Source organism: Kaistia hirudinis (assembly GCF_014196455.1).
Taxonomy (GTDB): Bacteria; Pseudomonadota; Alphaproteobacteria; order Rhizobiales; family Kaistiaceae; genus Kaistia; species Kaistia hirudinis.
Genome location: NZ_JACIDS010000003.1, coordinates 124,070 through 146,483 on the forward strand (window position 1 = coordinate 124,070; position 22,414 = coordinate 146,483).

13 protein-coding genes and 1 tRNA gene are annotated in these 22,414 nt (G+C 65.8%); 11 read left to right on the plus strand and 3 right to left on the minus strand.

What is annotated here, in order from left to right:
• The first annotated feature begins 268 nt into the window (after positions 1-268).
• The 5 genes from GGR25_RS10680 to GGR25_RS10700 all read left to right on the plus strand — a co-directional run bounded on the left by GGR25_RS10680 (position 269) and on the right by GGR25_RS10700 (position 8,318).
• Complete coding sequence (locus GGR25_RS10680; RefSeq protein ID WP_183399544.1) at positions 269-1,153, plus strand: choline/ethanolamine kinase family protein; 885 nt, start codon at positions 269-271, stop codon at positions 1,151-1,153.
• Positions 1,154-1,166: 13 nt separating this feature from the next.
• On the plus strand, positions 1,167-3,617 hold the full coding sequence (locus GGR25_RS10685) for a GcvT family protein (protein ID WP_183398784.1): 2,451 nt from the start codon (positions 1,167-1,169) through the stop codon (positions 3,615-3,617).
• A gap of 649 nt (positions 3,618-4,266) precedes the next feature.
• Positions 4,267-5,289 carry an extracellular solute-binding protein gene (locus GGR25_RS10690; protein ID WP_183398785.1) on the plus strand — a complete coding sequence of 341 codons (1,023 nt, stop codon included), beginning with the start codon at positions 4,267-4,269 and terminating at the stop codon, positions 5,287-5,289.
• Positions 5,286-6,872 carry an ABC transporter permease gene (locus GGR25_RS10695; RefSeq protein ID WP_183398786.1) on the plus strand — a complete coding sequence of 529 codons (1,587 nt, stop codon included), beginning with the start codon at positions 5,286-5,288 and terminating at the stop codon, positions 6,870-6,872. Before GGR25_RS10690 ends, GGR25_RS10695 begins: the two co-directional genes overlap by 4 nt.
• A gap of 255 nt (positions 6,873-7,127) precedes the next feature.
• Positions 7,128-8,318, plus strand: a complete 1,191-nt coding sequence (locus GGR25_RS10700) for an SH3 domain-containing protein (protein ID WP_183398787.1) — start codon at positions 7,128-7,130, stop codon at positions 8,316-8,318.
• Between the two features lie 8 nt (positions 8,319-8,326).
• On the opposite strand, the gene GGR25_RS10705 is transcribed toward GGR25_RS10700, so the two are convergent.
• A complete protein-coding gene (locus GGR25_RS10705) occupies positions 8,327-9,223 on the minus strand; it encodes a LysR family transcriptional regulator (RefSeq protein ID WP_183398788.1) in 897 nt (298 codons plus the stop codon).
• A gap of 140 nt (positions 9,224-9,363) precedes the next feature.
• Between GGR25_RS10705 and GGR25_RS10710 the strand changes: the two genes are divergently transcribed.
• Positions 9,364-10,932: an arylsulfatase gene (locus tag GGR25_RS10710; RefSeq protein WP_183398789.1), complete on the plus strand. Its 1,569-nt coding sequence runs from the start codon at positions 9,364-9,366 to the stop codon at positions 10,930-10,932.
• Positions 10,933-11,148: 216 nt separating this feature from the next.
• Here the strand turns inward: GGR25_RS10710 and GGR25_RS10715 are convergent, their stop codons facing one another.
• Together GGR25_RS10715 and GGR25_RS10720 are read right to left on the minus strand one after the other, a co-directional pair.
• Positions 11,149-11,595, minus strand: a complete 447-nt coding sequence (locus GGR25_RS10715; RefSeq protein ID WP_183398790.1) for a DUF2214 family protein — start codon at positions 11,593-11,595, stop codon at positions 11,149-11,151.
• 60 nt (positions 11,596-11,655) lie between these two features.
• Complete coding sequence (locus GGR25_RS10720) at positions 11,656-12,342, minus strand: sulfate transporter family protein (protein ID WP_183398791.1); 687 nt, start codon at positions 12,340-12,342, stop codon at positions 11,656-11,658.
• Between the two features lie 193 nt (positions 12,343-12,535).
• On the opposite strand from GGR25_RS10720, the gene GGR25_RS10725 reads away from it, so the two are divergent.
• From GGR25_RS10725 to GGR25_RS10740, 5 genes are all read left to right on the plus strand, one after another.
• On the plus strand, positions 12,536-13,540 hold the full coding sequence (locus GGR25_RS10725) for an adenosine kinase (RefSeq protein ID WP_183398792.1): 1,005 nt from the start codon (positions 12,536-12,538) through the stop codon (positions 13,538-13,540).
• Positions 13,541-13,604: 64 nt separating this feature from the next.
• Positions 13,605-13,689 (plus strand) — tRNA-Leu (locus tag GGR25_RS10730).
• 177 nt (positions 13,690-13,866) lie between these two features.
• Positions 13,867-15,843 (plus strand): DNA methyltransferase, encoded by a 1,977-nt coding sequence (locus GGR25_RS24715; RefSeq protein ID WP_246409556.1) that lies wholly within the window; start codon positions 13,867-13,869, stop codon positions 15,841-15,843.
• A 179-nt stretch (positions 15,844-16,022) separates the two neighbouring features.
• Positions 16,023-17,441, plus strand: a complete 1,419-nt coding sequence (locus tag GGR25_RS25005; protein ID WP_343068071.1) for a type IIL restriction-modification enzyme MmeI — start codon at positions 16,023-16,025, stop codon at positions 17,439-17,441.
• 10 nt (positions 17,442-17,451) lie between these two features.
• Entirely contained in the window at positions 17,452-22,212 is a 4,761-nt protein-coding gene (locus GGR25_RS10740) for a DUF3320 domain-containing protein (protein ID WP_183398793.1), read from the plus strand.
• Positions 22,213-22,414: the final 202 nt, after the last annotated feature.

The following is a 22,414-nucleotide window of genomic DNA, read 5'->3' on the forward strand; positions in this document are numbered from 1 at the left end:
GTGTTTTGCGAGCTGCGAACACCGATATCTTGATGCCAAATGCCAGTCTGCGCCTGGCAAGCGACTTGCGAAACAGGATGCCAAGCTGGCATCTGGTTTTGCGTAGCCAGCGGGAATCGGACGGAGAGGGGATCAACCGAAGACCCCCGGGCAGCCCCTCTCCGCACCGACCTCTCCGATCCCCCTTGCATCCCCCCAAAACACCGGATTGACTGGAGACGCGGCGGAAATTTCCGGCTGCGAGGATCCGGATCGACCGCCCATGATGCTGCCTCCCGACCCGAAGGCATTCGCTGCCGGCCTGCGCTGCTGGAGCGGTCCCGTCGACCCCGAGCCGCTGCCGGGCGGCCTCACCAACACCAATTTCGTCGTCAGCGACGACGGGCGCCGCTATGTCGTGCGCGTCGGCGGCGACATTCCCGAGCATGGCATCGTGCGCGCGATCGAGCTCGCCGCCAGCCAGGCCGCGGCGGCGGCCGGCATTTCGCCGATCGTCTACCACCATGAGCCCGGCGCGCTGGTCATGGACTTCGTCGAGGGCACGACGCTGACGCCGGAGGCGGTGCGCGATCCGCGCAACCTCGATCGCCTCGTGCGCCTCGTCCGCCACGCCCATCGCGACATTCCCCGCTTCTTCCGCGGTCCGGCGCCGATGTTCTGGCCGTTCCAGGTCATCCGCGACTACACCCACACGCTGGAAGACGGCGAGAGCCATTACCTGCCGATGCTGGTGCGCCTGCTCGACGCCGCCGACCGGCTGGAGACGGCGGTCGGGCCGATCCAGCTCGTCTTCGGCCACAATGATCTCCTCGCCGCCAATTTCATCGACGACGGCACGCGGCTCTGGCTGGTCGACTGGGACTATGCGGGCTTCAATTCCCCGCTCTTCGATCTCGGCGGCCTTGCCTCGAACAATTCCTTCTCGGCGGCCGAGGGCGAGCATCTGCTGGAGCTCTATTTCGAGCGGCCCGTCGACGATCAGCTCCGCCGCAAGGCGGCCGCCATGACCGCGGCCTCGCTGCTCCGCGAGAGCATGTGGAGCATGGTCTCCGAGATCCATTCGCCGCTCGCCTTCGACTATGCGGCCTATACGCAGGAAAATCTCCGTCGGTTCGAGGCGGCGCTCGCCACCTTCGACGCGCTGGATCGCTGAGGCATCCCCCAAAATGACCGAACTTCCGCAGGAAGCCCGCATCGTCGTCATCGGCGGCGGCATTGTCGGCTGCTCGCTCGCCTATCATCTCGCGGCGATGGGCGAGAGCGAGGTGCTGCTGCTCGAGCGCGGCCAGCTCACCTCCGGCTCGACCTGGCATGCGGCCGGCCTCGTCGGGCAATTGCGCACCTCCGCCAACATCACGCAGCTGCTCGGCTATTCCGTCGCGCTCTATGATCGCCTCGAAGCCGAGACGGGGCAGGCGACGGGCTGGAAGCGCAATGGTGGCCTCCGCCTCGCCTGCAATGGCGAGCGCTGGACCGAGGTGAAGCGCCAGGCGACCACGGCGCGCTCCTTCGGGCTGGACATGGAGCTGCTCTCGCCGAAGGAAGCGCAGGATCTGTGGCCGATCATGCAGGTCGACGACGTCGTCGGCGCGGCCTTCCTGCCGACCGACGGCCAGGCCAATCCCTCCGATATCGCCGCCGCGCTCGCCAAGGGCGCGCGGATGAAGGGCGTCACGATCCGCGAGGGCGTGCGCGTCACCGGCATCCGCGTCGAGGATGGCCGCGTCACGGCCGTCGAGACCGACCAGGGCACCGTCGCCTGCGGCAAGCTCGCCATCTGCGCCGGCCAATGGTCGCGCGAGATCGGCCGCATGGCCGGCGTCAACATCCCCCTCGTCTCGGTCCAGCACCAGTATCTCATCACCGAGAAGGTGCCGGGCGTCACGCCGGACCTGCCGACTCTGCGCGATCCCGATCGGCTCACCTATTGGAAGGAGGAGGTCGGCGGCCTGGTCATGGGCGGCTATGAGCCGAACCCGAAGCTTTGGGACGTCGATCCTTTGCCGGCTGATTTCGCGTTCCAGCTGCTCGAGAACGATCTCGACCATTTCGAGCCGCTGTTCGAGCAGGCGCTCGGCCGCGTGCCGGGGCTCGGCGATGTCGGCGTGCGCCAGTTCATCAACGGGCCGGAGAGCTTCACGCCGGACGGCAATTTCATCCTCGGCGAGGCGCCCGAGGTGAAGAACATCTTCGTCGGCGCCGGCTTCAACGCCTTCGGCATCGCGTCCGGCGGCGGCGCCGGCATGGCGCTCGCCGAATGGGTGGCGAAAGGCGCGCCGCCCTTCGACCTCTGGCCGGTCGATATCCGCCGGTTCGGCCGCAATCATCACGACCTCGCCTGGATCCGCACCCGGACGCTCGAGGCCTATGCGCGCCATTACACCATGGCCTGGCCATTCGAGGAGTTCGAGACCGGCCGGCCGCTGCGCCGCTCGCCGCTCTATGATCGCCTCACGGCGGAGGGCGCCTGCTTCGGCGAGAAGCTCGGCTTCGAGCGCGCCAACTGGTTCGCGGACCGCGCCGCCGGCGAAATGCCGGAGGACCACTACACCTATGGAAGGCAAAACTGGTTCGCCGCGATCGGCCGCGAGCACGCCGCGGCGCGCGAGGCGGCCGTGCTGTTCGACCAGAGCTCCTTCGCGAAGTTCGAACTCACCGGCCCCGACGCGGAGAAGGCGCTCTCCTGGATCGCCGCCAATGACGTGGCGAAGCCCGTCGGCCATCTCGTCTATACGCAGATGCTGAACGCGCGCGGCGGCATCGAGGCCGACCTGACCGTCGCCCGCCTCGCCGCCGACCGCTATTACGTCGTGACCGGCACCGGCTTCGCGACGCATGATTTCCACTGGATCGCGTCGAACATCCCGGAGGGCCTCGATGCGCGCCTCACCGACGTGACGTCGCAGAACGCGGTGCTCGTTCTGATGGGGCCGAAGGCGCGCGACATCCTCGAAAAGCTGACGCGCGACGATATCTCCAACGCCGCCTTCCCGTTCGGCCGCGCCCGCCGCCTTTCCGTCGCCGGCTGCCCCGTCCTCGCGCTCCGCGTCACCTATGTCGGCGAACTCGGCTGGGAGCTGCATGTGCCGAGCGAATTCGCGCTGACGCTCTATGACTCGCTGATCGCGGCGGGCCGGCCGCTCGGCCTCCGGCTCGCCGGCTATCGCGCGATCGAATCGCTGCGGCTCGAAAAAGGCTATCGCGCCTGGGGCGCGGAGATCGGCCCCGACCATTCGCCGCTCGTCGCCGGGCTCGGCATGTTCGTGAAACTGAAGAAGGACATCCCCTTCCTCGGCCGCGCCGCGATCGAGGCACAGGCCGCGGCGCCGCTGCCGCGCCTTCTCGCCGCCTTCACGACGGAGGACCCGGATATCGTCCTGCTCGGGCGCGAGACGATCTATCGGAACGGAGTCCGCGTCGGCTGGCTCGCCTCGGGCGGCTATGGCTACACGGTCGGCAAGCCGATCGGCTATGGCTATGTCCGCCGCGCGGAAGGCGTCGACCGCGACTTCGTGCTGTCGGGAACCTATGAGCTCGAAGTCGCCGGCGAACGCGTCGCCGCGACCGCCCATCTCGACCCGCTCTACGACCCGGCCGGAACGCGCATCAGGGCGTGAGGGCGCGCCGGTGGTCGCCGTCGGTCGACGGGGGCCAAGGATCCAACCCGCCCCTGGAGGGCGGGTCGAAAGTGCGCAGCACTTTCGGGGCGGGGGTAGCTTCGGCGGCAGCCGAAGCGTTCTTGCTCCCCGTGGAAAAGTGCACGGCCGGCGAGGAAGGCACCCCTCCCGTCCATCGCGCCCCCGCCCCGAAAACGCTCTCGCGTTTTCGACCCGCCCTCCAGGGGCGGGTTAAGGGAGCGTCGGTCGGATATGGCGGCTTCATCGAGGGCGCAGCGGAGCAACAAGCACCGAGGCATAGGGCGTACCGCGCTCCCTCCCCCTTGCGGGGAGGGCCAGTGTGAGGGTGGGCGGCGTTGACTGCGAGCTGGATGACGGATGCCGGCGATCACCTTGATGCGACCGCCGCATCCTGCCACCCCCACCCCGGCCGTCCCCGCAAGGGGGAGGGTGGAGGGATAGTGCTCTTCCCCATCCGCCGCTCCGAGGGACGGCAGCGCTAACCGCCCCTCCGCCCCGCCACCTTCCGTGTCCCCCGCGACGATTTGCGCTCCCTCAAAGCGCCGATGGCGCAACCCTATATTGACAGGAGGGGGACGAATCGATTGGTTCGCCCGACAATCGTCAGCAATGACATAGAGTTATTCCAATGTATGACGTCACGCGGCGCCGGTTCATCCAGCTTTCCGGTGCCGGTGGACTGGCTCTCCTGCCCGGCATGATCCGGCCTGCCCGCGCCGCGGGCGGGCGCATCGCGCTTTACAACGGCCAGCACCGGCCGCCGGTCGAGGCGCTCGTCGCGGCCTTCACCAAGGCGACCGGCATCGAGGTCGCAATCCGCCACGGCAACAGCGCCCAGCTCGCCAGCCAGATCGTGGAAGAGGGCGCGAATTCGCCTGCCGACGTGTTCTGGTCGGAGGAAAGCCCCTCGCTGGTCGCGACCGCGAGAAAGGGCCTGCTGGCGCCGCTTCTTCCCGACACGCTGAAGCAGGTGGGCGCGGAATGGTCGGCGAAGGACGGCAGCTGGATCGGCGCCACGGCGCGCTGCCGCGTCATCGTCTATAACAAGTCGATGATCGAGGAGGCGGCGCTGCCCGCCTCTGTGCTCGATTTCGCGGCCGAGAGCTGGAAGGGCAAGGTCGCCTTCGCGCCGAACAGCGGCGCGTTCCAGCAGCAGATCATGGCGATCGCGATCCTGAAGGGGCGCGATACCGCGCTCGCCTGGCTCAAGGGCCTGCGGGATTACGGCGAGACCTATAATTCCGATTCCGCCGCCGTGGAGGCGGTCGAGGGCGGCGATCTGCCGATCGCGCTCAGCAACAATTACTATTGGTACGCGCTCGCCCGCGAGATCGGCGCGGCCGACATGAATTCGGCGATCTACAATATCGGCCGCGGCGATCCGGGCACGCTGGTCACCGTCTCCGGCGCTGGCGTGCTCAAATCCGCGAAGAACGCCGAGGCGGCGCAGAGCTTTGTCGCCTTCATGGTCAGTGCCGAAGGCCAGCAGGCGATCGTCGACGCGATCGCGGAATATCCGCTGCGTCCCGGCATCGTCTCGCCCTTCCCGCTGACGCCCTTCGACAAGCTCGATCCCGCCCCCGTGACGCCCGACCAGCTCGGCGACGCCGAGGAGGCGCTCACCCTTCTCCGGGAGGCGGGCCTCGCTTGAGCGACGCACTCGGCGATCTCGAAGCAGGAGCCGGCCGCATCAGGCTGCCGTCGACGCGCCGCCGCGGGCGGCCGTCGTCCCTGCTCGTCCTCGCCGCGGCGATCCCGACGATCCTCATCCTGCTGCCGATCATCTATGTCGTGCTGCGCTCGTGGAATGCCGGCTGGTACGCGATCGCCGCCGAACTGGCGCGGCCGCGCACGGCGCTGCTGTTCTGGAACACCACGGTCCTCACCGTCTCGGTCACCGTCCTGTCGGCGATCATCGGTTTTGCCGGCGCCTGGCTGACGGAGCGCTGCGACCTGCCCGGCCGCGCGATCTGGCGCGTGGCGCTGTCGCTGCCGCTCGCCATGCCGGCCTTCGTCGCGAGCTTCGCGTGGAAATCGATGGGGTCCGAGTTCCAGGGCCTCACCGGCGCGGTGCTGATCCTGACGCTGGAGAGCTTCCCGCTGATCTATCTCCCGGTCGCCGCGGCGCTCCGCTCGATGGATCCGGCGATGGAAGAGGTCTCGCGCTCGCTTGGCCGCAGCCCGCGCTACACCTTCCTCGCGGTCGTCGTGCCGCGTGCGCTGCCGGCGCTCGGCGGCGGGGCGCTGCTGGTCGCGGCGCATATGCTGTCGGAATTCGGCGCGCTGGCGCTGCTGCGTGTGCAGACGCTGACGACGGCGATCTTCCAGCAATATGAGCTGCAGTTCGACAATGCGACGGCGGCGGTGCTCTCGGCGCTGCTGATGCTGCTCTGCCTTCCCGTCGTGCTCGCCGAGATCCGCCTGCGCCACGGCCACCGCGTTTCCAAGGTCGGCCGCAACACGGCGCGCCAGCGCGCGCTCGTGCCGCTCGGCCGCTACGCCTTCCCGGCGATCCTCGGCCTCGTTGCGCTCACCATCCTCTCGCTCGGCATCCCCTTCGGCCGGCTCGGCTATTGGCTGCTGGTCGGTCTCTCGGCCGGGCGCGGGCTCGACACGCTCGGCCCGGCGCTCGGCGGCTCGATCTCGCTCGCCATCGCCGGCACGCTGGTCACCACGATCGTCGCGCTGCCGCTCGTCCTGCTGGCGCTGAAGAGCGGCGGTATCTTCGCGCGGATCGCCGACCGCCTGCCCTATGTCGTGCACGGCCTGCCCGGCCTCGTCGTCGCGCTCGCTCTGGTCTATTTCGCGATCCGCCTGTTTCCGCCGCTCTACCAGACGGCCTGGGTGCTGTTCGCGGCCTATGCCATCCTCTTTCTGCCGCTCGCCCAGTCGGCGATCCGCGCCTCCGCCGAACTGGTGCCGCGCGAACTGGAGGAGGTCGCCCGCACGCTCGGGCGCGGCCCGCTCAAGGCCTTCGCCAGCGTCACGCTGCCCGCTTTGGCGCCCGGCCTCGGCGCGGCGCTCGCCCTCGTGGCGCTCGAACTGATGCGCGAGCTCACCGCGACGCTGATCCTCGCGCCCACCGGCGTTTCGACGCTCGCGACCGAGGTCTGGTCGCACACCAATGACGGCGCCTATGCGGCGGCGGCGCCTTTCGCGGCGCTGCTCGTGCTGATCTCGGGCGTCCCGGTCTATCTCTTCACGCGCCGCACGCTGATTCCGCGACGCGGATGAGCCCAAAGATTTCAAAAGCATAGGGTCTATCGGTGCCCGTCCACTTGGCCTGACGGCTATGGTTGGCAAAGTCTTGCCGCATTTCGTGTGCATAACGCCCACGTTCCGGAAACGGAGCGGCGTGGTTGCTCGATCGGGTGACTTCGCGTCCTTCGCGATATTACAGTGCTTTCGAAATCATTAATCGGAGATCATCACGCGAATACAGTGGCGGCGGCGGGGCATTCGGGTTCAGTCAAAGTAGAGAGCAATCTCATGAAACACTCCGTCAAGTTCGTAGAGCGCGATGAAACGCCGGAATACTTGGGCAAGCCGCAGCGATCGGTGCGAGGCGACGCCGGCAATCCCTTCGCCGCAGCAAGGCCGGCCAGCGCGGAAGAGCCGCCCGCCGCGCCGCCGGAACCAGGCCGCACGATCGACATCGAGGACCTTGTCAGCGAGCTCGAGGCGGCACTGATGGCCGATCTCGATCATGTCGCGACCATGATGCAGAACGATCCCGCTGACGAGCTCCGCCCCGCGCCGTTCCGAGCCGAGACGCCGGCCGAGCCGGAGGACGAGGAGACGCTCGACGGCGAAGCGCTGCAGCGCCTGATGGCGAGCATCCGCCAGCCCGTCCCCAAACCGTCACAGCCCGAGGAAGCCACCGCCGAAGAAGAGCGCCCGCCGCTCCGACCTTCCGCCCCACTCGCCACGGCCGCCGATGCGGCGCCGCGCGGCAGCCGGTCTGAGCAGCGTTCGGTCGAGCGCGGCCGGCGCGTCCAGAGCAGCCTGATCGTCGGCGCGACGCTCGTGGCGCTGGCCGGCGGCGGCGCCTTCGTGACCGTGCAATCCGTCACCGCGCATGACGATCCCGGCCCGGAACGCGTCGCCAGCCTCGCATCGGCGCCGGACGGGAACGCGGCCACGCCCGTGTCCGACACGGCGACCGCCAGCCCCGCCGTCGCCAAGACCGAGGAGCGCGCATCGCCCGCTGCCGAGGCAACGCCCATGCGCGCCGCGGCCGATCCGGGCGCCCGCGATGCGGCCTTGGTTGCGGCTGCAAGCGATACCGGCGCCGCCGCGAATGCCGGCACGGCGGCTCTCGCCAAGAGCGATCTGCTCTTCGCCCCGCCCGCCGCCGATGCCGCGCCGCCGCCGGCCGTCGCGGATGCGCCCCCAACTCAGGATGCGCTCCCCGCCAACGAGGCGCCGCCGCAGAAGCTGGCGCTCGCCGAACCCGAACCGGCTCCCGCCGCGCTCAAGGCCGGCGCGCCGAAGACCGGCGACGCGCGCATCACGAGCGGCGTCAAGCTGCGCAGCAATCCCGACAATGGCGCGCCCGTCATCGGCCTGCTCAAGGCCGGCGAGAACGTCACCATCGTCGCCTGCAAGGGCTGGTGCGAAGTGGTCGCCGGCGACAAGCGCGGCTTTGTGTTCCAGAAGTTCCTCGCCAAGGGCGGCTGAGGTTCCCCTCAGCGCATGACGGTCTCCGCTTCGATCGCGCGCACGCTCGCCATGAAGGCCAGCATCGCGGGCGAGGCGGAACGGCCGCGCCGGGTGATGAAGCCGTAATTGAGGCGCAGCCACGGCAGAAGTGTCGGCAGCAGCGCGCATCGGCCTGCGGCGATATCGGCCTCGACGAGAAAAGGCGGAGCGACGCCGAGCGCTGCCTTGTCGGCGAGCACGATATCGCGGGCGGCGGAGAAGGTCTCCACCAGGATCCGCGGCAGGAAGCGGTCGCTGTTCCTGTCGTAGCTGCCGAAGGCGCCCTCCGTCTTCGGCAGGGCACCGCTCATGCGGCCCGGCGCCGAAGGCCCCACCCAGGGATACAGGATGAGATGGTCGATGGTCGGCATCCCGCCGGCCAGCGGATGATCCGGCGCGCAGAAGAACTGCATCGGCGTGGCGGCAATCGGCTCCACCGCGAGATCGCCATGGCGTTCCGCCTCGGACACTTCCGCCAGCGCGATGTCTGCCTCGCCGGACAGCACCGCCTCTGCCGCGGCTGTCCAGTTGACGATGTGCAGCCGCACCGAGAGGCCCGGATGGCGCGCGGCGAGACGGCCAATGGCGCGGTGACCGGAGATCTGCGAGGGATAGGGTCCCGCGACGACGCGCAGCTCGCCGATCTCGAGCCCCTTGGCGAGCGTGATTTCGCGGATCATGTCGGTGAAGCCGCCGATGATCGCGCCGCCGCGCTCCAGCACGATGCGGCCGAAAACCGTCGGGGTCACGCCCTCGCGGTCGAACAGCGTGACGCCCAGATTTTCTTCCAGATGCTTCAGGCTGCGGGTGAGCGCCGGCTGCGATACGCCGAGCGCGCTGGCGGCACGGCCGAAATGCCGATGCTCGGCGAGCGCCGATAACATTTCAAGATGACGAACGGAATGCACGATAACAAGACTCTATCAAACGATACCATTTCGGGTATTTGACGGCTGAACTCCGATAGCAAATCATAATCGTAAGACCGGCCCTGACAAGCGCCGGGACCGAGAGGGAGGACGTTATGGTGGGGTATTGGAGAGGGACGGCCGTCGCCGTCGCGCTCGGCGTGGCGGTGCTTGCCGGGGCGCCGGCGCACGCCGCGGAGCCGGTCAAGAAGCCGAACATCCTCGTCATCTGGGGCGACGATATCGGCGGCTTCAACATCAGCGCCTATAACAACGGCATGATGGGCTATCGTACGCCCAATATAGACCGCGTCGCGAAGGAAGGCGCGCTCTTCACCGATTGGTACGGCCAGCAGAGCTGCACCGCCGGCCGCGCCGCCTTCATCACCGGCCAGTCGCCGATCCGCACCGGCCTGACCAAGGTCGGATTGCCCGGCACGCCGGAGGGCATGCGCGCCGAGGACCCGACCATCGCGACGCTCTTGAAGCCGCTCGGCTATGCCACCGGCCAGTTCGGCAAGAACCACCTCGGCGACCGCGACGAGATGCTGCCGACGGTGCATGGCTTCGACGAGTTCTTCGGCAATCTCTATCACCTCAATGCCGAGGAAGAGCCGGAGAACGTCGACTATCCCAAGGCCCCCGCCTTCAAGGCGAAGTTCGGCCCGCGCGGCGTGATCCATGCCTGGGCGCAGCCGGACGGGACGCAGAAGATCGAGGATACCGGTCCGCTGACGCGCGCGCGCATGGAGACGGTCGACGAGGAGGTCACCAAGGCGGCCATCGGCTTCATGAAGAAATCGCATGAGGACGGCAAGCCGTTCTTCGTGTGGTGGAACTCGACCCGCATGCATGTCTTCACGCATCTGAAGCCGGGGTCGCAGGGCAAGACCGGGCTCGGCATCTACGCCGACGGCATGGTCGAGCACGACGCCATGGTCGGCGAGCTGCTGGACGAATTGAAGACGCTCGGCATCGAGGACGACACGATCGTCATGTACTCGACCGACAATGGCGCCGAGACCTTCACCTGGCCCGATGGCGGCACGACCATGTTCCGCGGCGAGAAGAACACCAATTGGGAAGGCGGCTACCGCGTCCCGGCGCTGATCCGCTGGCCCGGCGTCGTGAAGCCCGGCACGGTGGTCAACGAGATCGGCGCGCATGAGGACATGCTGCCGACCCTGCTCGCGGCAGCCGGCGCGCCGGACGTGAAGGCGAAGCTGCTCAAGGGCGACACGATCGGCAAGCGGACCTACAAGGTCCATCTTGACGGCTATGATCTCGCCCCGGCGCTCAAGGGCGAGGGCACCTGGCCGCGCAAGGAGTTCATCTACTGGACCGATGACGGCTCCGTCGCGGCGCTGCGCTACGGCGATTGGAAGGCGACCTTCCTCGAGCAGGACGCCGTCGGCCTCCGCGTCTGGCAGGACCCGTTCAAGGAGCTTCGCGCCCCGCTGCTGACCAATCTGCGCATGGACCCCTTCGAGCGCGCCGAGGACGAGAACGCCATGGGCTATCAGCGCTGGTACATGGAGCACATGTTCATGATCGCGCCGGCGGCGGCCTATGTCGGCCAGTGGCTGCAATCCTTCAAGGAATTCCCGCCGCGCCAGAAGCCGGGCAGCTTCAGCCTCAACCGCGTGATGGAGACCGTCACGGCGGCGGGCGGCGGCGCGCAATAGGCGTCGATCGCCCCGCCCGGCAGGTCGTCCCGGCCTCGCCGCGCGGCGCGAAACCAACCACCGGCGCCGGAAACACCCGGCCGCCGGTTGGCCCTTCGCAGGCTCCGTCAGGAGACTGTCGAAACCGGACGACGTCCCCTATAGGCCCCCCGGGGCCGTCGTCCGGCCTTCTCCCGAGCGTCGTCCCGCGGGCCGCCAGATCGAGGCCCGCCAGCCTCAATAACCGCGCGCCATGGCCGCGGCGAAGATCGGGATCAGAAGGAAGATCGTCGCCTCGATATGCATGACGAAGCGGGCGCGCCTGATCTCCGCCGCCGGCGGCACGAAATGGGGCTCGCGCTTCGCGCGCCGGCTCCAGGCGATGATCTTGAGCGTCGGATAGATCGACAGGAGGGCGATCGCCACGAAGGCGGCGATCTTCGTCCAGAACGAATGGCTCGCGAAATAATACTCGTAGCCCTTGGCGCCGTAGAAGACGCGCGCAAAGCCGGCGACGAGCACGAGGCCGGCGACGATCCCGAAGATCATGTCGAGCCGGGCGAGACGGGGCAGGCCCTCGCGCGTCAGCTCGCGCTTCATCCAGACGAGCTCGACCGCAAGGATCGCGAACAGGATGAAGACGAGCAGGTGATGCACGATGGCGAGCAGCAGGTCGGTCAGCATGGACGGGTCCGGTGATGCGCCCTCCCGGCCGTCCGGGAGGCGGATCGCGGCACTCTGCCCTCAGGGTGCCGCCACGTCCACCGGGCGCGAGCCGGTGAGGCGCTTGTTGAGATGCGTCATGAACGCCGTGGCGAACAGCGGCGTCAGCAGGTTGACGATCGGGATCGCCAGAAACAGCGCGATCACGAAGCCGGCGAGGAGCACGGTGAGGCTGTTTTCCCGGCGCAGCGCCCGCGCGCCTTCGACGCCGCGAAAGCGCGCCGCCGCCGCCTCGAAGAACTCCCGCCCGAGCAGATAGCCATTGCCGATGAAGAAGGCGACGAGATTGACGCCGGGGACGAGCAGCAGCGCGAGGCAGACGATGTTGACCGCGATCACCGTCGCCGTGAAGCCGAGCGTGCCGAGGAGGCTGGCGCCGAAGGACAGCCCGCGGCCCGGCGGATCCTGCGGATAATGCTTGGCCTCGACGAGGGCGGAAATGTCATCGGAGAAAAGCCCGGCCATCAGCGCGGAGACCGGCGCCACCAGGAAGCCGAGGCCGACGATGAAGCCGAAGCCCGAGACGATCGCGACCGAGGTGGCGAGCCAGGGATAATCCGGCACGGTGACGAAATGCGTCACCAGCGCCTGCAGGCCGAGCCAGGCGAGCGCCAGCAGGGCCAGGGTCAGCCCGAGCGACTTCCACAGCACCGCGCGGAAGGGCGGCGTCAGGATTTCGCTGAGCGCGAGGGTGGCGGCCTGCAGCATGCATCGTCTCCTGCCGGGTCTCGTGCCGGCGCCCGGCCGCCGGCCTCGCGCAAATTGGGCATCGTGTCCCTTCCGCGCAAGGGTTGCCGGGGCTTCGCGGCTGTTGCGCGGCAAAGCACCGCCTGTATAGTCCGCGACCGACCCGTCAAGCCGCAGAGCCGGCCCGCCTCGACCCCATTTCCAGGATCCATCCATGACTGAAGCCCGCCTCGACGTTCTCGGCATCGGCAACGCGATCGTCGATATCCTGGCGCGTGCGGAAGACGATTTCATCGTCGAGCAGAAGCTGAACAAGGGTTCGATGCGGCTGGTCGACATGACGGAATCGAAGCGGCTCTACGAGGCGATGGGCCCGGCGATCGAGGCCTCGGGCGGCTCGGCCGGCAACACCATCGCCGGCATCGCCTCGCTCGGCGGCGCCTGCGCCTATGTCGGCAAGGTCGCCGACGACGAGCTCGGCGCCGTCTATCGCCACGACATGCGCGCGATCGGCGCCCGTTTCGACGTCGCGCCGCTCCCGGCCGGCACGCTGCCGACCGCGCGCTCGATGATCTTCATCACGCCGGACGGCGAGCGGACGATGAACACCTATCTCGGCGCCTGCCACGCGCTCGGGCCGGAGGACATCGACGAGGCGCTCGTCGCCGACACCAAGATCACCTATTTCGAAGGCTTCCTCTGGGATGCGCCGAGCGCGCGCGACGCCTTCTACAAGGCGGCGTCGATCGCCCACAAGGCCGGGCGCAAGGTGTCGCTGACGCTCTCGGACGCGTTCTGCGTCGATCGCTTCCGCGCCGATTTCGGCCGCCTGCTGCGCGACGGCACGATCGACCTGCTCTTCGCCAATGACGGCGAGCTCAAGTCGTTCTACGAGACCTCTTCCTTCGGCGCTGCGCTCGAGGCGCTGCGCTCCGAATGCCGCCTCGCCGCCGTCACGGTTGGCTCCGAAGGCTCCTTCGTGGTGACGCCGGACGGCATCGAGCAGGTGCCGGCGACCGAGGTCGAGCACGTCGTCGACACGACCGGCGCGGGCGACCTCTATGCCTCCGGCTTCCTCTACGGCCATGCCCGCGGCCTCGAGCTGACGCGCTGCGCCGCGCTCGGCTCGCTCGTCGCCGCCGAAGTCATCACCCATGTCGGCCCCCGCCCAGCCGTCTCGTTGCTCGATCTCGCGCGCCAGAACGGCTATCCACTCTGAAGGCGGGAAAGCGCAACAGCGGCGATTGACAAGCCGCCAAACGCCCCTTAAGCATCCGCCCCAAGCCCAGATGGCGGAATTGGTAGACGCGCACGGTTCAGGTCCGTGTGACGCAAGTCGTGGAGGTTCGAGTCCTCTTCTGGGCACCATCTCATTTACCTGAGATGGTCAGCACTTCCCGAAAATCGGCGGAAATGCTTCGAAATCGGACCCTGCGGGGTCCGATGTCGTTTTGGGCTTCGCGTGTCGGGGATGGGGATCCATGGGCGCGGGTGGCGGCTGGACGGCGCGATGCAAGTCGATCTAAGCTGTCGCGGGGGTAGGCCTTGACGATCGATACACCAGCGCTTGAAGAACTGATTGCCCGCGTCAAGGCGTCGGGCGGATCGGAGATCGCCAACACGCAGGTGTTCGTCGAGCGGCTCTGCAAGGCGCTCGGCCTCGAACCGCCCGAATTCAGCACCGCGCAGAACCATTTCAACGATTACGTCTTCGAGCGGCGGGTGCAGTTCAAGCATCCGGACGGCTCGACGACGACCGGCCGAATCGATCTCTACAAGCGCGGCTGCTTCGTGCTCGAATCGAAGCAGTCCAGCATCGCCCATCGCGTGAAGATCTCCGGCGATCAGCTGGCGCTGCTGCCCGAGGATGCGACCCAGATCAAGCACGGCACCGCGCGGCGCGGCACGCGCGGCTGGGACCGCGCCATGCTGGAGGCCCGCGGCCAAGCCGAGAATTACGCCCGCGCCTTGCCTGTCGAGCACGGCTATCCGCCCTTCCTCATCGTGCTCGATGTCGGCAACGTCATTGAGCTCTATGCGGACTTTTCGGGGCAGGGGAAGAACTACGCCCATTTCCCGGATCGCCAGTCCTATCGCATTTCGATGGACGACCTTCGCGATCCTGCCATCCAGGCGCGGCTCCGCGCGATCTGGACCGATCCGCTCGGCCTCGATCCGGCCAAGCGCTCGGCCGAGGTGACGCGCGATATCGCGGCGCGCCTCGCGCGGATCGCCAAGAACCTCGAAGGACGGCACGACCCGCGCGACGTCGCGGAATTTCTGATGCGTTGCCTGTTCACCATGTTCGCCGAGGATGTCGGGCTGCTGCCCAAGGCCGGCTTCGCGGAGCTGCTGAAGGAACTGCACGCCCGTCCCAGCACCTTCCCGCTGGCGCTCGAAAGCCTGTGGCGGACCATGGACGAGGGTGGGTACGAGCCGCGCATGATGCTGAGCCTGCGCCGGTTCAACGGCTCGCTGTTCAAGACGCGGCGGGCGCTGCCGCTCGCGGCGGAGGATATTCACGAGCTTTATGTCGCCGCACGGCAGGACTGGTCGGACGTCGAGCCGGCGATCTTCGGCACGCTGCTCGAACGCGCGCTCGATCCGCGCGAGCGTTCCAAGCTCGGCGCGCATTATACGCCGCGCGCCTATGTCGAGCGGCTGGTGGTGCCGACGATCATCGAGCCGCTCCGCGCCGACTGGACCGCGGTGCAGGCGCATGTCGTCGACCTCAGGCAGGAGGGGAAAAACGACGAGGCGCTCGCGGCGGCGAAGGATTTCCATCACCGGCTCTGCACGATCCGCGTGCTCGACCCGGCCTGTGGCACCGGCAATTTCCTCTATGTCGCGCTGGAGTTGATGAAGAAGCTCGAAGGCGAGGTGCTGGAGGAGATCGAGCAACTCGGCGAACAGCAGGGCCGCCTCGCCATGGAGGGTGAGACGGTCAATCCCCGCCAGTTCTACGGCCTGGAGCTCAATCCGCGCGCCGTGCCGATCGCCGATCTGGTGCTGTGGATCGGCTATCTGAAATGGCAGCTCAGGACCATGGGCCTTGCCGCCATTTCAGAGCCGGTGCTGCACGCCTATGGCACGATCCGCCATCAGGACGCGATCCTCGCGTCGGAAAAGAAGAGCCTTGTCCTTGATGATAGAGGGCGACCGGTTACAGTCTGGGACGGCGTCACACACAAGATCCACCCAACTACCCGGAAATTGGTCCCCGACCAGACAGCCCAAATTGAAACCTACAGCTATCGAAACCCACGACCGGCGAAGTGGCCCGATGCGGAATTCATAGTTGGTAATCCGCCGTTTGTTGGCAACAAGTTGCTGCGACGGCGCCTTGGTTCTGGATACGTCGATGCCCTTTTCAAGGCCTATCCAAATCTTCCAAACTCGCTCGATCTGGTTACCTACTGGTGGGCAAGAGCCGCCGATCTTGTCAGCAGCGGCGAAGCGCGAGGATTTGGGTTCGTAACGACGAAGACCTTGACGCAGGTATCCATCGTCCCGTCATTGTGAATTTCTTGAATCAGAAAGACACAACACTCTCATTTGCTGTCCCAAATCATCCGTGGATCGATAGCGCCAATGCTGCGGCGGTGCGGGTTGCGTTCAGCGTTGGCACGCGATTCGGCGAACAGGGCCGGCTGGTTCAAGTGCTGACCGAACGGCGGACCAAGCGGGATGAGCCACCGGAGGTGCAACTATCCGAGAAAATCGGATTGATCCATGCCGACTTCCGGATTGGCGTCGATGTAACGCAGGCAAAGTCACTGCAATCGAACTGTGATACTTCCTATCAAGGGTGTAAACTTGGTCATGATGACTTTCAAATTTCCCCTCCGTACGACTCTATTTTTCCAAATCGATATCGCGATGATTCAATCATAAGGCGATATATTGGCGGGGATCAGATAAAAGACGGAGCGAGTGCCGCACTGGTTGTCGATCTGTTTGGCCTAGGACATGATGAGGTCGCTACTCAATACCCCGATATTCATCAGTATCTCTTAACTCACGTAAAACCTCATAAAGATGAGGTCCGCCGCGCTTCTTATCGTGATCGTTGGTGGATGTTTGAAGAACCGCGACCCGAAATGAGGTCGGCGCTTCTCGGAATCAAGCGATACTTTGTAACCGTTGAAGTATCCAAGCACAGGTATTTCGTCTCTCAACCGTGGCCCGATGTCCTGATAGATGGTTCAGTTATAGCGATTGCTATTGCTGATTGGCATGTGTTCTCCTGTCTGCATGCGAGATCGCATGGTCATTGGTCTATTCGACTAGGCGGCAGGATGGGCGCTGGAAATGACCCCCGATATCAGAACAGTGTCGTCTTCAACACTTTCCCCTTTCCAGCCTTCTCCGACCTCCCGCCCGCCTTGCTCGCCCGGCTCGACACCCTCGGCGAACGGCTCGATGCCTTCCGCAAGGCGCGGCTCGCGGAGCATGATTTTCTCACCATGACCGGCATGTACAATGTGCTGGAGCGGCTGCGCGAACTGGAGGATGGCGCCGATGTGCCGCCGCTCGACGAAAAGGAACGGGCGATCCATGAGGCCGGGCTCGTCTCGGTGCTGAAGGAGATCCACGACGACATCGACCGCGCGGTGTTCGAGGCCTATGGCTGGTCCGACCTCGCGCCGGCCCTGGTCGGCAAGCCCGGCGCGACGACGCCGAGCCCGCACAAGAAGCCGGAGCAGGAAGCGGCGGAGGAGGAGCTTCTGACCCGCCTCGTCGCGCTCAATCGCGAGCGCGCGGCCGAGGAGGCGCGCGGACTGGTGCGCTGGCTCAGGCCCGACTACCAGATCCCGAAGCTCGGTTCCAAGGTCGCCAGGCCCGAGGGCGAGCAGGTCGAGGCGGAGCTCGCGATCGTCGAGCGCGCGGGCGCGCCCAAATGGCCGTCCGACGCCTTCGAGCAGATCCGCATCGTGCGCGACGTGCTCGCCCGCGCCCCGGCGCCGGCGCTGCCCGACGCGATTGCTGCTGCCTTTGACGGCCGCACCAGTTCCAAGCGCAAGGCGCGGGTCGAGCAGGTGCTGGAAACGCTGGTCGCGACCGGCGCCGCCCGCACGGGACAATCGGACGGCGCGACACGCTATTTCGTGCCGAGATAGGAACTTCGCGATGCGGGAGCCAGCTAAGCGGGAAGAGCGCCCAGCACGAGACGGTCGGCTCGCCCGTCTTCTGGCTGATGTCCGCCAGCGACTGATCGAGACGGGAACTCGGAACCGGCTGGTCCACGCCGCGCGCTTCGGGAAACGGGGCAAGTCGATCGATATCTTCGACGAGCGATCCGACGATACGTTCCACATTTTGCTTCGCAGCGCCAAGCCGATGCGGTTTTCCGCCGATCCGAGCGCGATCGAGTCGACCGCTAGGGACGAGCCGGTGCTCACCCGGCGTTGGGCCGGCGAGATCGACCCGGAACGCTACACGGATCAATTGCTGCAGACCCGGCTGGGCCCTGACAAGCTGCACAAAAGGCTCCTCGGCCTGGCACGCGAAGCCAAGACGCTGGAAGAGGAACAGGGCATCAATGCCCTTTACATGGCCCTAGGCTTTCTGCGCTGGTACGAGGATGAGGCGTCAGACGTCATCCGGGAAGCGCCGCTCGTTCTGCTACCGGTCAGTCTCGTGCGGAACCCGCGGACCTCGCTGTACGAGGTTGTCGCCCGCGAGGAAGATCTTCTGACAAATGAGCCGCTGAAGCGCCGGCTTCAGGATGAATTCAACATTCGCCTGCCGGAAATTCCTGAAAGCGACGACTGGTCGCCGAGCGACTATTTCGCGTCCGTCGCCGACGCCGTTAGTCCCAAGCCGCGCTGGACCATAGAACCGGACGGAATGCAGCTCGGGTTCTTTTCCTTTGCCAAGCTATTGATGGTGAAGGATCTCGAACCGGAAAACTGGTCTGAAGGGGGAATTCTCGATCACCCGATTGTCGCAGGTCTCCTGCAGGAAGGCTTTGAAGCGGAGGCGGAGGATTTTCCCGATGACAGTCGGTTGGACAGCCTTTTCGCGCCAGCGGATCTGGTCCAGATCGTTGATGCCGACGCCTCGCAGACCCTTGTCATCGAGACCGTACGCAAAGGTCGCAACCTCATCGTGCAGGGCCCGCCCGGCACCGGCAAAAGCCAGACGATCACCAACATTATTGCTGCCGCCGCGCACGACGGGAAACGCGTGCTGTTCGTCGCGGAGAAGATGGCGGCTCTCAACGTCGTGCATGACCGGCTGAAGAAGGCCGGAGTCCAGGATATCTGCCTTGAACTCCATTCCCGTTCGGCCAACAAGAAGCAGGTCCTCGCGGAGCTGGAGCGCACCCTCGAAGCTTCGTCGGCGTTCCCTGCGAACGGTCTCGACACGGCGGAACTGACACAACTCCGCGACCGTCTGAACAAGGTCGCGGCCGTAATGCACCAGCCGATCGGCGAGACGGGGTTTACGCCATATCAGGTCCTGTCGACCCTGATCGGGCTGAGCGAAACGAATTTGACGCCGCCCGACATCGAGGTGGAGGGGATTGCAAACTGGTCAAGGCAAGACCGTGACGCCGTGCTTCAGGCGGTCGGCGCGCTAGCGAAGTTGACCGAGAAGGCCGGGCCCCGGCTCGCCCATCCGTTCTACGGTGTCGGTAATACCAAGCTTTTGCCAACGGACATTCAAAGGCTGCTCCCCAAGCTCGAAAATCTGGTCAATGCGCTTGGAAAGGCGCGTGACATGACGCAGCTGGCCGGTCGGAGCGTCGGAAGCCGCGCCGATCCGAGCCAGATATCTGCCGAAGGTCTTTCCGCAGTGGTTCGCCATATCGCTGCTCTATCGCCGCTGGCAGCCCCCTTCGCCGCCATCTTCGCGGCACAGGGCGGCAGTGCACAGGCTCGGGCGCTGATCGAAGCAGGCCGCGCATTTCAGCGCCAGCGAGCTTCTGCCGGACCACTCTTTATCGGTCCGGCGCTCGCTGCGCCAATCGACCATCTGCGCCAGCGGCTGGCAGCCGGACACAGCCTGCTCGGGCGTCTCAGCGGCGAATACAGGTCCGGTTCGGCTGAGCTGAGCTCACTTCTGACCGGCTCCTTGCCCAAATCGCAACCCGACCGGGTCGCGCTCTATAGTCAATTGGTCGATCTGCAGCAGGCAGGAAGGCGCCTTGCCGAGCTGAAGCAGACGGGAGCCGCCTGGTTTGGGCCGCACTGGCGGGACGAGGACACCGATTTCGAGTCTATGTCCGAAGCGGCGGACTGGGTAAGCCGCTTGCTGTCACTGGCGGTTGAACTAAATCCGAGCGCGGCCGTACAACTGAGACAGAATGAGCCGCAACAGCTTCTGGCGCTGAGCGGGCATGTCGAAAGTCTCGGCCAGACCGCGATGAGGCTGATGGAGGACATCGCCCGCCAGCTTGCCGTCGATGTCGAGACTGTCTTCAGCCACGGAAAACTTCCGGACGTCCCCTTCGATCTGCTGAGCCAAAAGGCTCAGATTTGGCTCGACCAGATCGACCGCCTTGAGGAGTGGTCGCAACTCGACACGGCCGACGCAGCCCTGCGAGCCCTTTCGGGCTCCTCAATTGCCGACGCCGTCTCCGCCGGGTACCTCCTGCCCGAGCAGGCATCCGACACGGTGCGCTACCTTCATGCCGAGGCGCTCTATCGTCAGTTTGCTGCCGGTGAGAGTTGGGCGACGCAGCTTACCGCCGAGGAAAAAGCCGAAATGGTCGCCTCGTTCAAGGCGCTGGAGACCGCGAGGCGACGGGCGACGGCCCGGATGATCCGCGGCAATCACGTCGCGTCGATTCCTCGCGGCGGCATGGGCGCCATGGGCATCGTGCGCGGCGAAATCGGCAAGCGACGAGCCCACAAGCCGATCCGCAGGCTGATGAGCGAGGCAGGGGCCGTCATCCAGCAGATCAAGCCCGTCTTTCTGATGAGTCCGATCTCCGTCGCCCAGTTCCTGCCGCCGAACCGGCTCGAATTCGACCTCCTAGTCATTGACGAAGCTTCGCAGATCCGGCCCGAGGACGCATTCGGTGCAATCGCGCGGTCGAAGCAGATCGTTGTGGTGGGGGACAAGGAGCAGCTACCGCCCACCTCGTTCTTCGACAAAGTGGTTTCCAATGACGAGGATGAGCCGCCTGATGACGAAGACGAGAATCCGGCGCCGCCTTTGACGGCCGCCGCGGAGCTCGAAAGCATTCTGAAGCTTTGCGACGCACGCGGCCTCAACTCGAAGATGCTGAAATGGCACTATCGTTCTCGACACGCTTCGCTCATCGAGGTCTCGAACGACGAGTTCTACAAGGGGGAGCTTGTTCTCTTTCCCTCGCCCTCGATGTCTCGGGAAACAGATGGCCTGGCGGTTCGCCGAGTAATGGGGGCCTATGATCGTGGAGGCAAACGGAACAATCCCATCGAGGCGGAAGCCATCGCCCAAGCCGTCGCTGCTCATGCTCGGATCTTTCCCGGTCGCTCGCTCGGCGTCGTCACGTTCTCGACGACACAGCGGGATCAGGTGACTTATTGGCTGGACAAGCTGCGGCAGACCGACGCCGATCTCGACGCCTTTATGCGCGAAGGCCGGGATGAGGAGTTCTTCGTAAAGAACATCGAAAATGTCCAGGGCGACGAACGCGATGTGATCTACATCTCCGTTGGCTACGGACCGAGGACCGCTGGCAGCCGGCTTGACAGCATGGCCTTTGGACCCATTTCGACGGAGGGTGGCGAGCGACGCCTGAACGTGCTGTTCACGCGGGCGCGGTATCGGACAGAGGTGTTTGTTTCGTTCCAATCCGGCGACATCGACCTCGCCCGAAGCCGAAGCGTTGGCGCCCGGGTGTTCAAGCGTTTCCTGCAATACGGTGAGACCGGCGTCCTCGCCGAGCCGAGGGCGCTTGGGGCCGACCCGGATTCCGAGTTCGAGGTCGCCGTCGCCGACGTGGTCCGAGCGATGGGCCATGCCGTAGATCTTCAGGTCGGCTCAGCTGGCTTCAAGATCGATATGGCGGTGCACCATCCGGAGAGATTAGGCCAGTATATGCTGGCGATCGAGTGCGATGGCGCTACCTATCATTCCGCCGTTTGGGCGCGGGAGCGAGATCGGCTCCGCCAAGAGGTGTTGGAGGAGCTCGGTTGGCGCTTCCATCGCGTATGGAGCACCGACTGGTTTCATAGACGGAGCGACGAGGTCAGGCGATTGCAGACCGCACTGCGGGACGCGGTGAATCATGTCCCCCATCGGCCTGTGGAGCCCGCCGATCCAGAGCCTGAGCCTTATGTCGTGGAGGAGGAGCCGGGCGAGGACGTCAAGCCCGCGCCCTCAAGCGGACGGCAATTGCCAGAATATGTGCTGGCCGACTTCCCGATCCCTTTTGGTCAGGAGCCCCATGAAGTTTCGATTCGCGAACTTGCGCCCATTCTGCAGCGGATCATCGAAATCGAAGGCCCCATACATCAGGAGGAGGTAGCGCGCCGGCTGGCTGGCCTGTTCGGAAAGCAGAAGGCCGGGTCCCGAATTGCGGCCAGCGTGTCAACAGCTCTTCGCCATCTCAAATCCGTGAATCGCGAAATCCTCGCGAAGGATGAGTTCTGGTGCACGACTACCCAACTCGTCGACGTTCCCCTGCGAAACCGCTCGCGAGCGCCGCTGAGTTTGCGCAAGGCAAGCATGTTGGCTCCAATCGAAATCTCAGCAGCGATTCGGACGGTACTAGACGAGAACGGAGCCTTGCCTTGGAACGAAATAGCTCGCGCCGTCGCATTTCTCTTCGGATTTCAACGGACGGGACCGGAATTCCGCCCTGCTATCGAGCCGATCGCTGAAGAGATGCTGCGCCGCGGCGAGATTGTCGAGGGCGCTGCAGGTATCAGCCTTGCCCCGACGGCCAGTTAGACGGCTGATTTAGGGCCTGGCAACGCAAGTCGGCGAATGCGCCTGACATCGATAGAAACCGCTCTTGGTGCCTGTCACGCCTCGCATGTTGTTGCAGCACGGCGAAGGCATGAGAGGAGGCTATCGTCTGTGCCAGGGCAGGGCCGACGACAGCGCTACCCGCGTGTTTTGGGGCATCCCAGGCGCAGTCCGAGGCGATCAA

Excerpts from the sequence above, each read along its gene's own strand:
- GGR25_RS10715 (WP_183398790.1), bottom strand. The coding sequence starts at position 11,595 with ATGCTGACCGACCTGCTGCTCGCCATCGTGCATCACCTGCTCGTCTTC.
- GGR25_RS10685 (WP_183398784.1), top strand. The coding sequence starts at position 1,167 with ATGACCGAACTTCCGCAGGAAGCCCGCATCGTCGTCATCGGCGGCGGC.
- GGR25_RS10720 (WP_183398791.1), bottom strand. The coding sequence starts at position 12,342 with ATGCTGCAGGCCGCCACCCTCGCGCTCAGCGAAATCCTGACGCCGCCC.
- GGR25_RS10740 (WP_183398793.1), top strand. The coding sequence starts at position 17,452 with ATGCGGGAGCCAGCTAAGCGGGAAGAGCGCCCAGCACGAGACGGTCGG.
- GGR25_RS10690 (WP_183398785.1), top strand. The coding sequence starts at position 4,267 with ATGTATGACGTCACGCGGCGCCGGTTCATCCAGCTTTCCGGTGCCGGT.
- GGR25_RS10700 (WP_183398787.1), top strand. The coding sequence starts at position 7,128 with ATGAAACACTCCGTCAAGTTCGTAGAGCGCGATGAAACGCCGGAATAC.
- GGR25_RS10705 (WP_183398788.1), bottom strand. The coding sequence starts at position 9,223 with ATGTTATCGGCGCTCGCCGAGCATCGGCATTTCGGCCGTGCCGCCAGC.
- GGR25_RS10725 (WP_183398792.1), top strand. The coding sequence starts at position 12,536 with ATGACTGAAGCCCGCCTCGACGTTCTCGGCATCGGCAACGCGATCGTC.
- GGR25_RS10710 (WP_183398789.1), top strand. The coding sequence starts at position 9,364 with ATGGTGGGGTATTGGAGAGGGACGGCCGTCGCCGTCGCGCTCGGCGTG.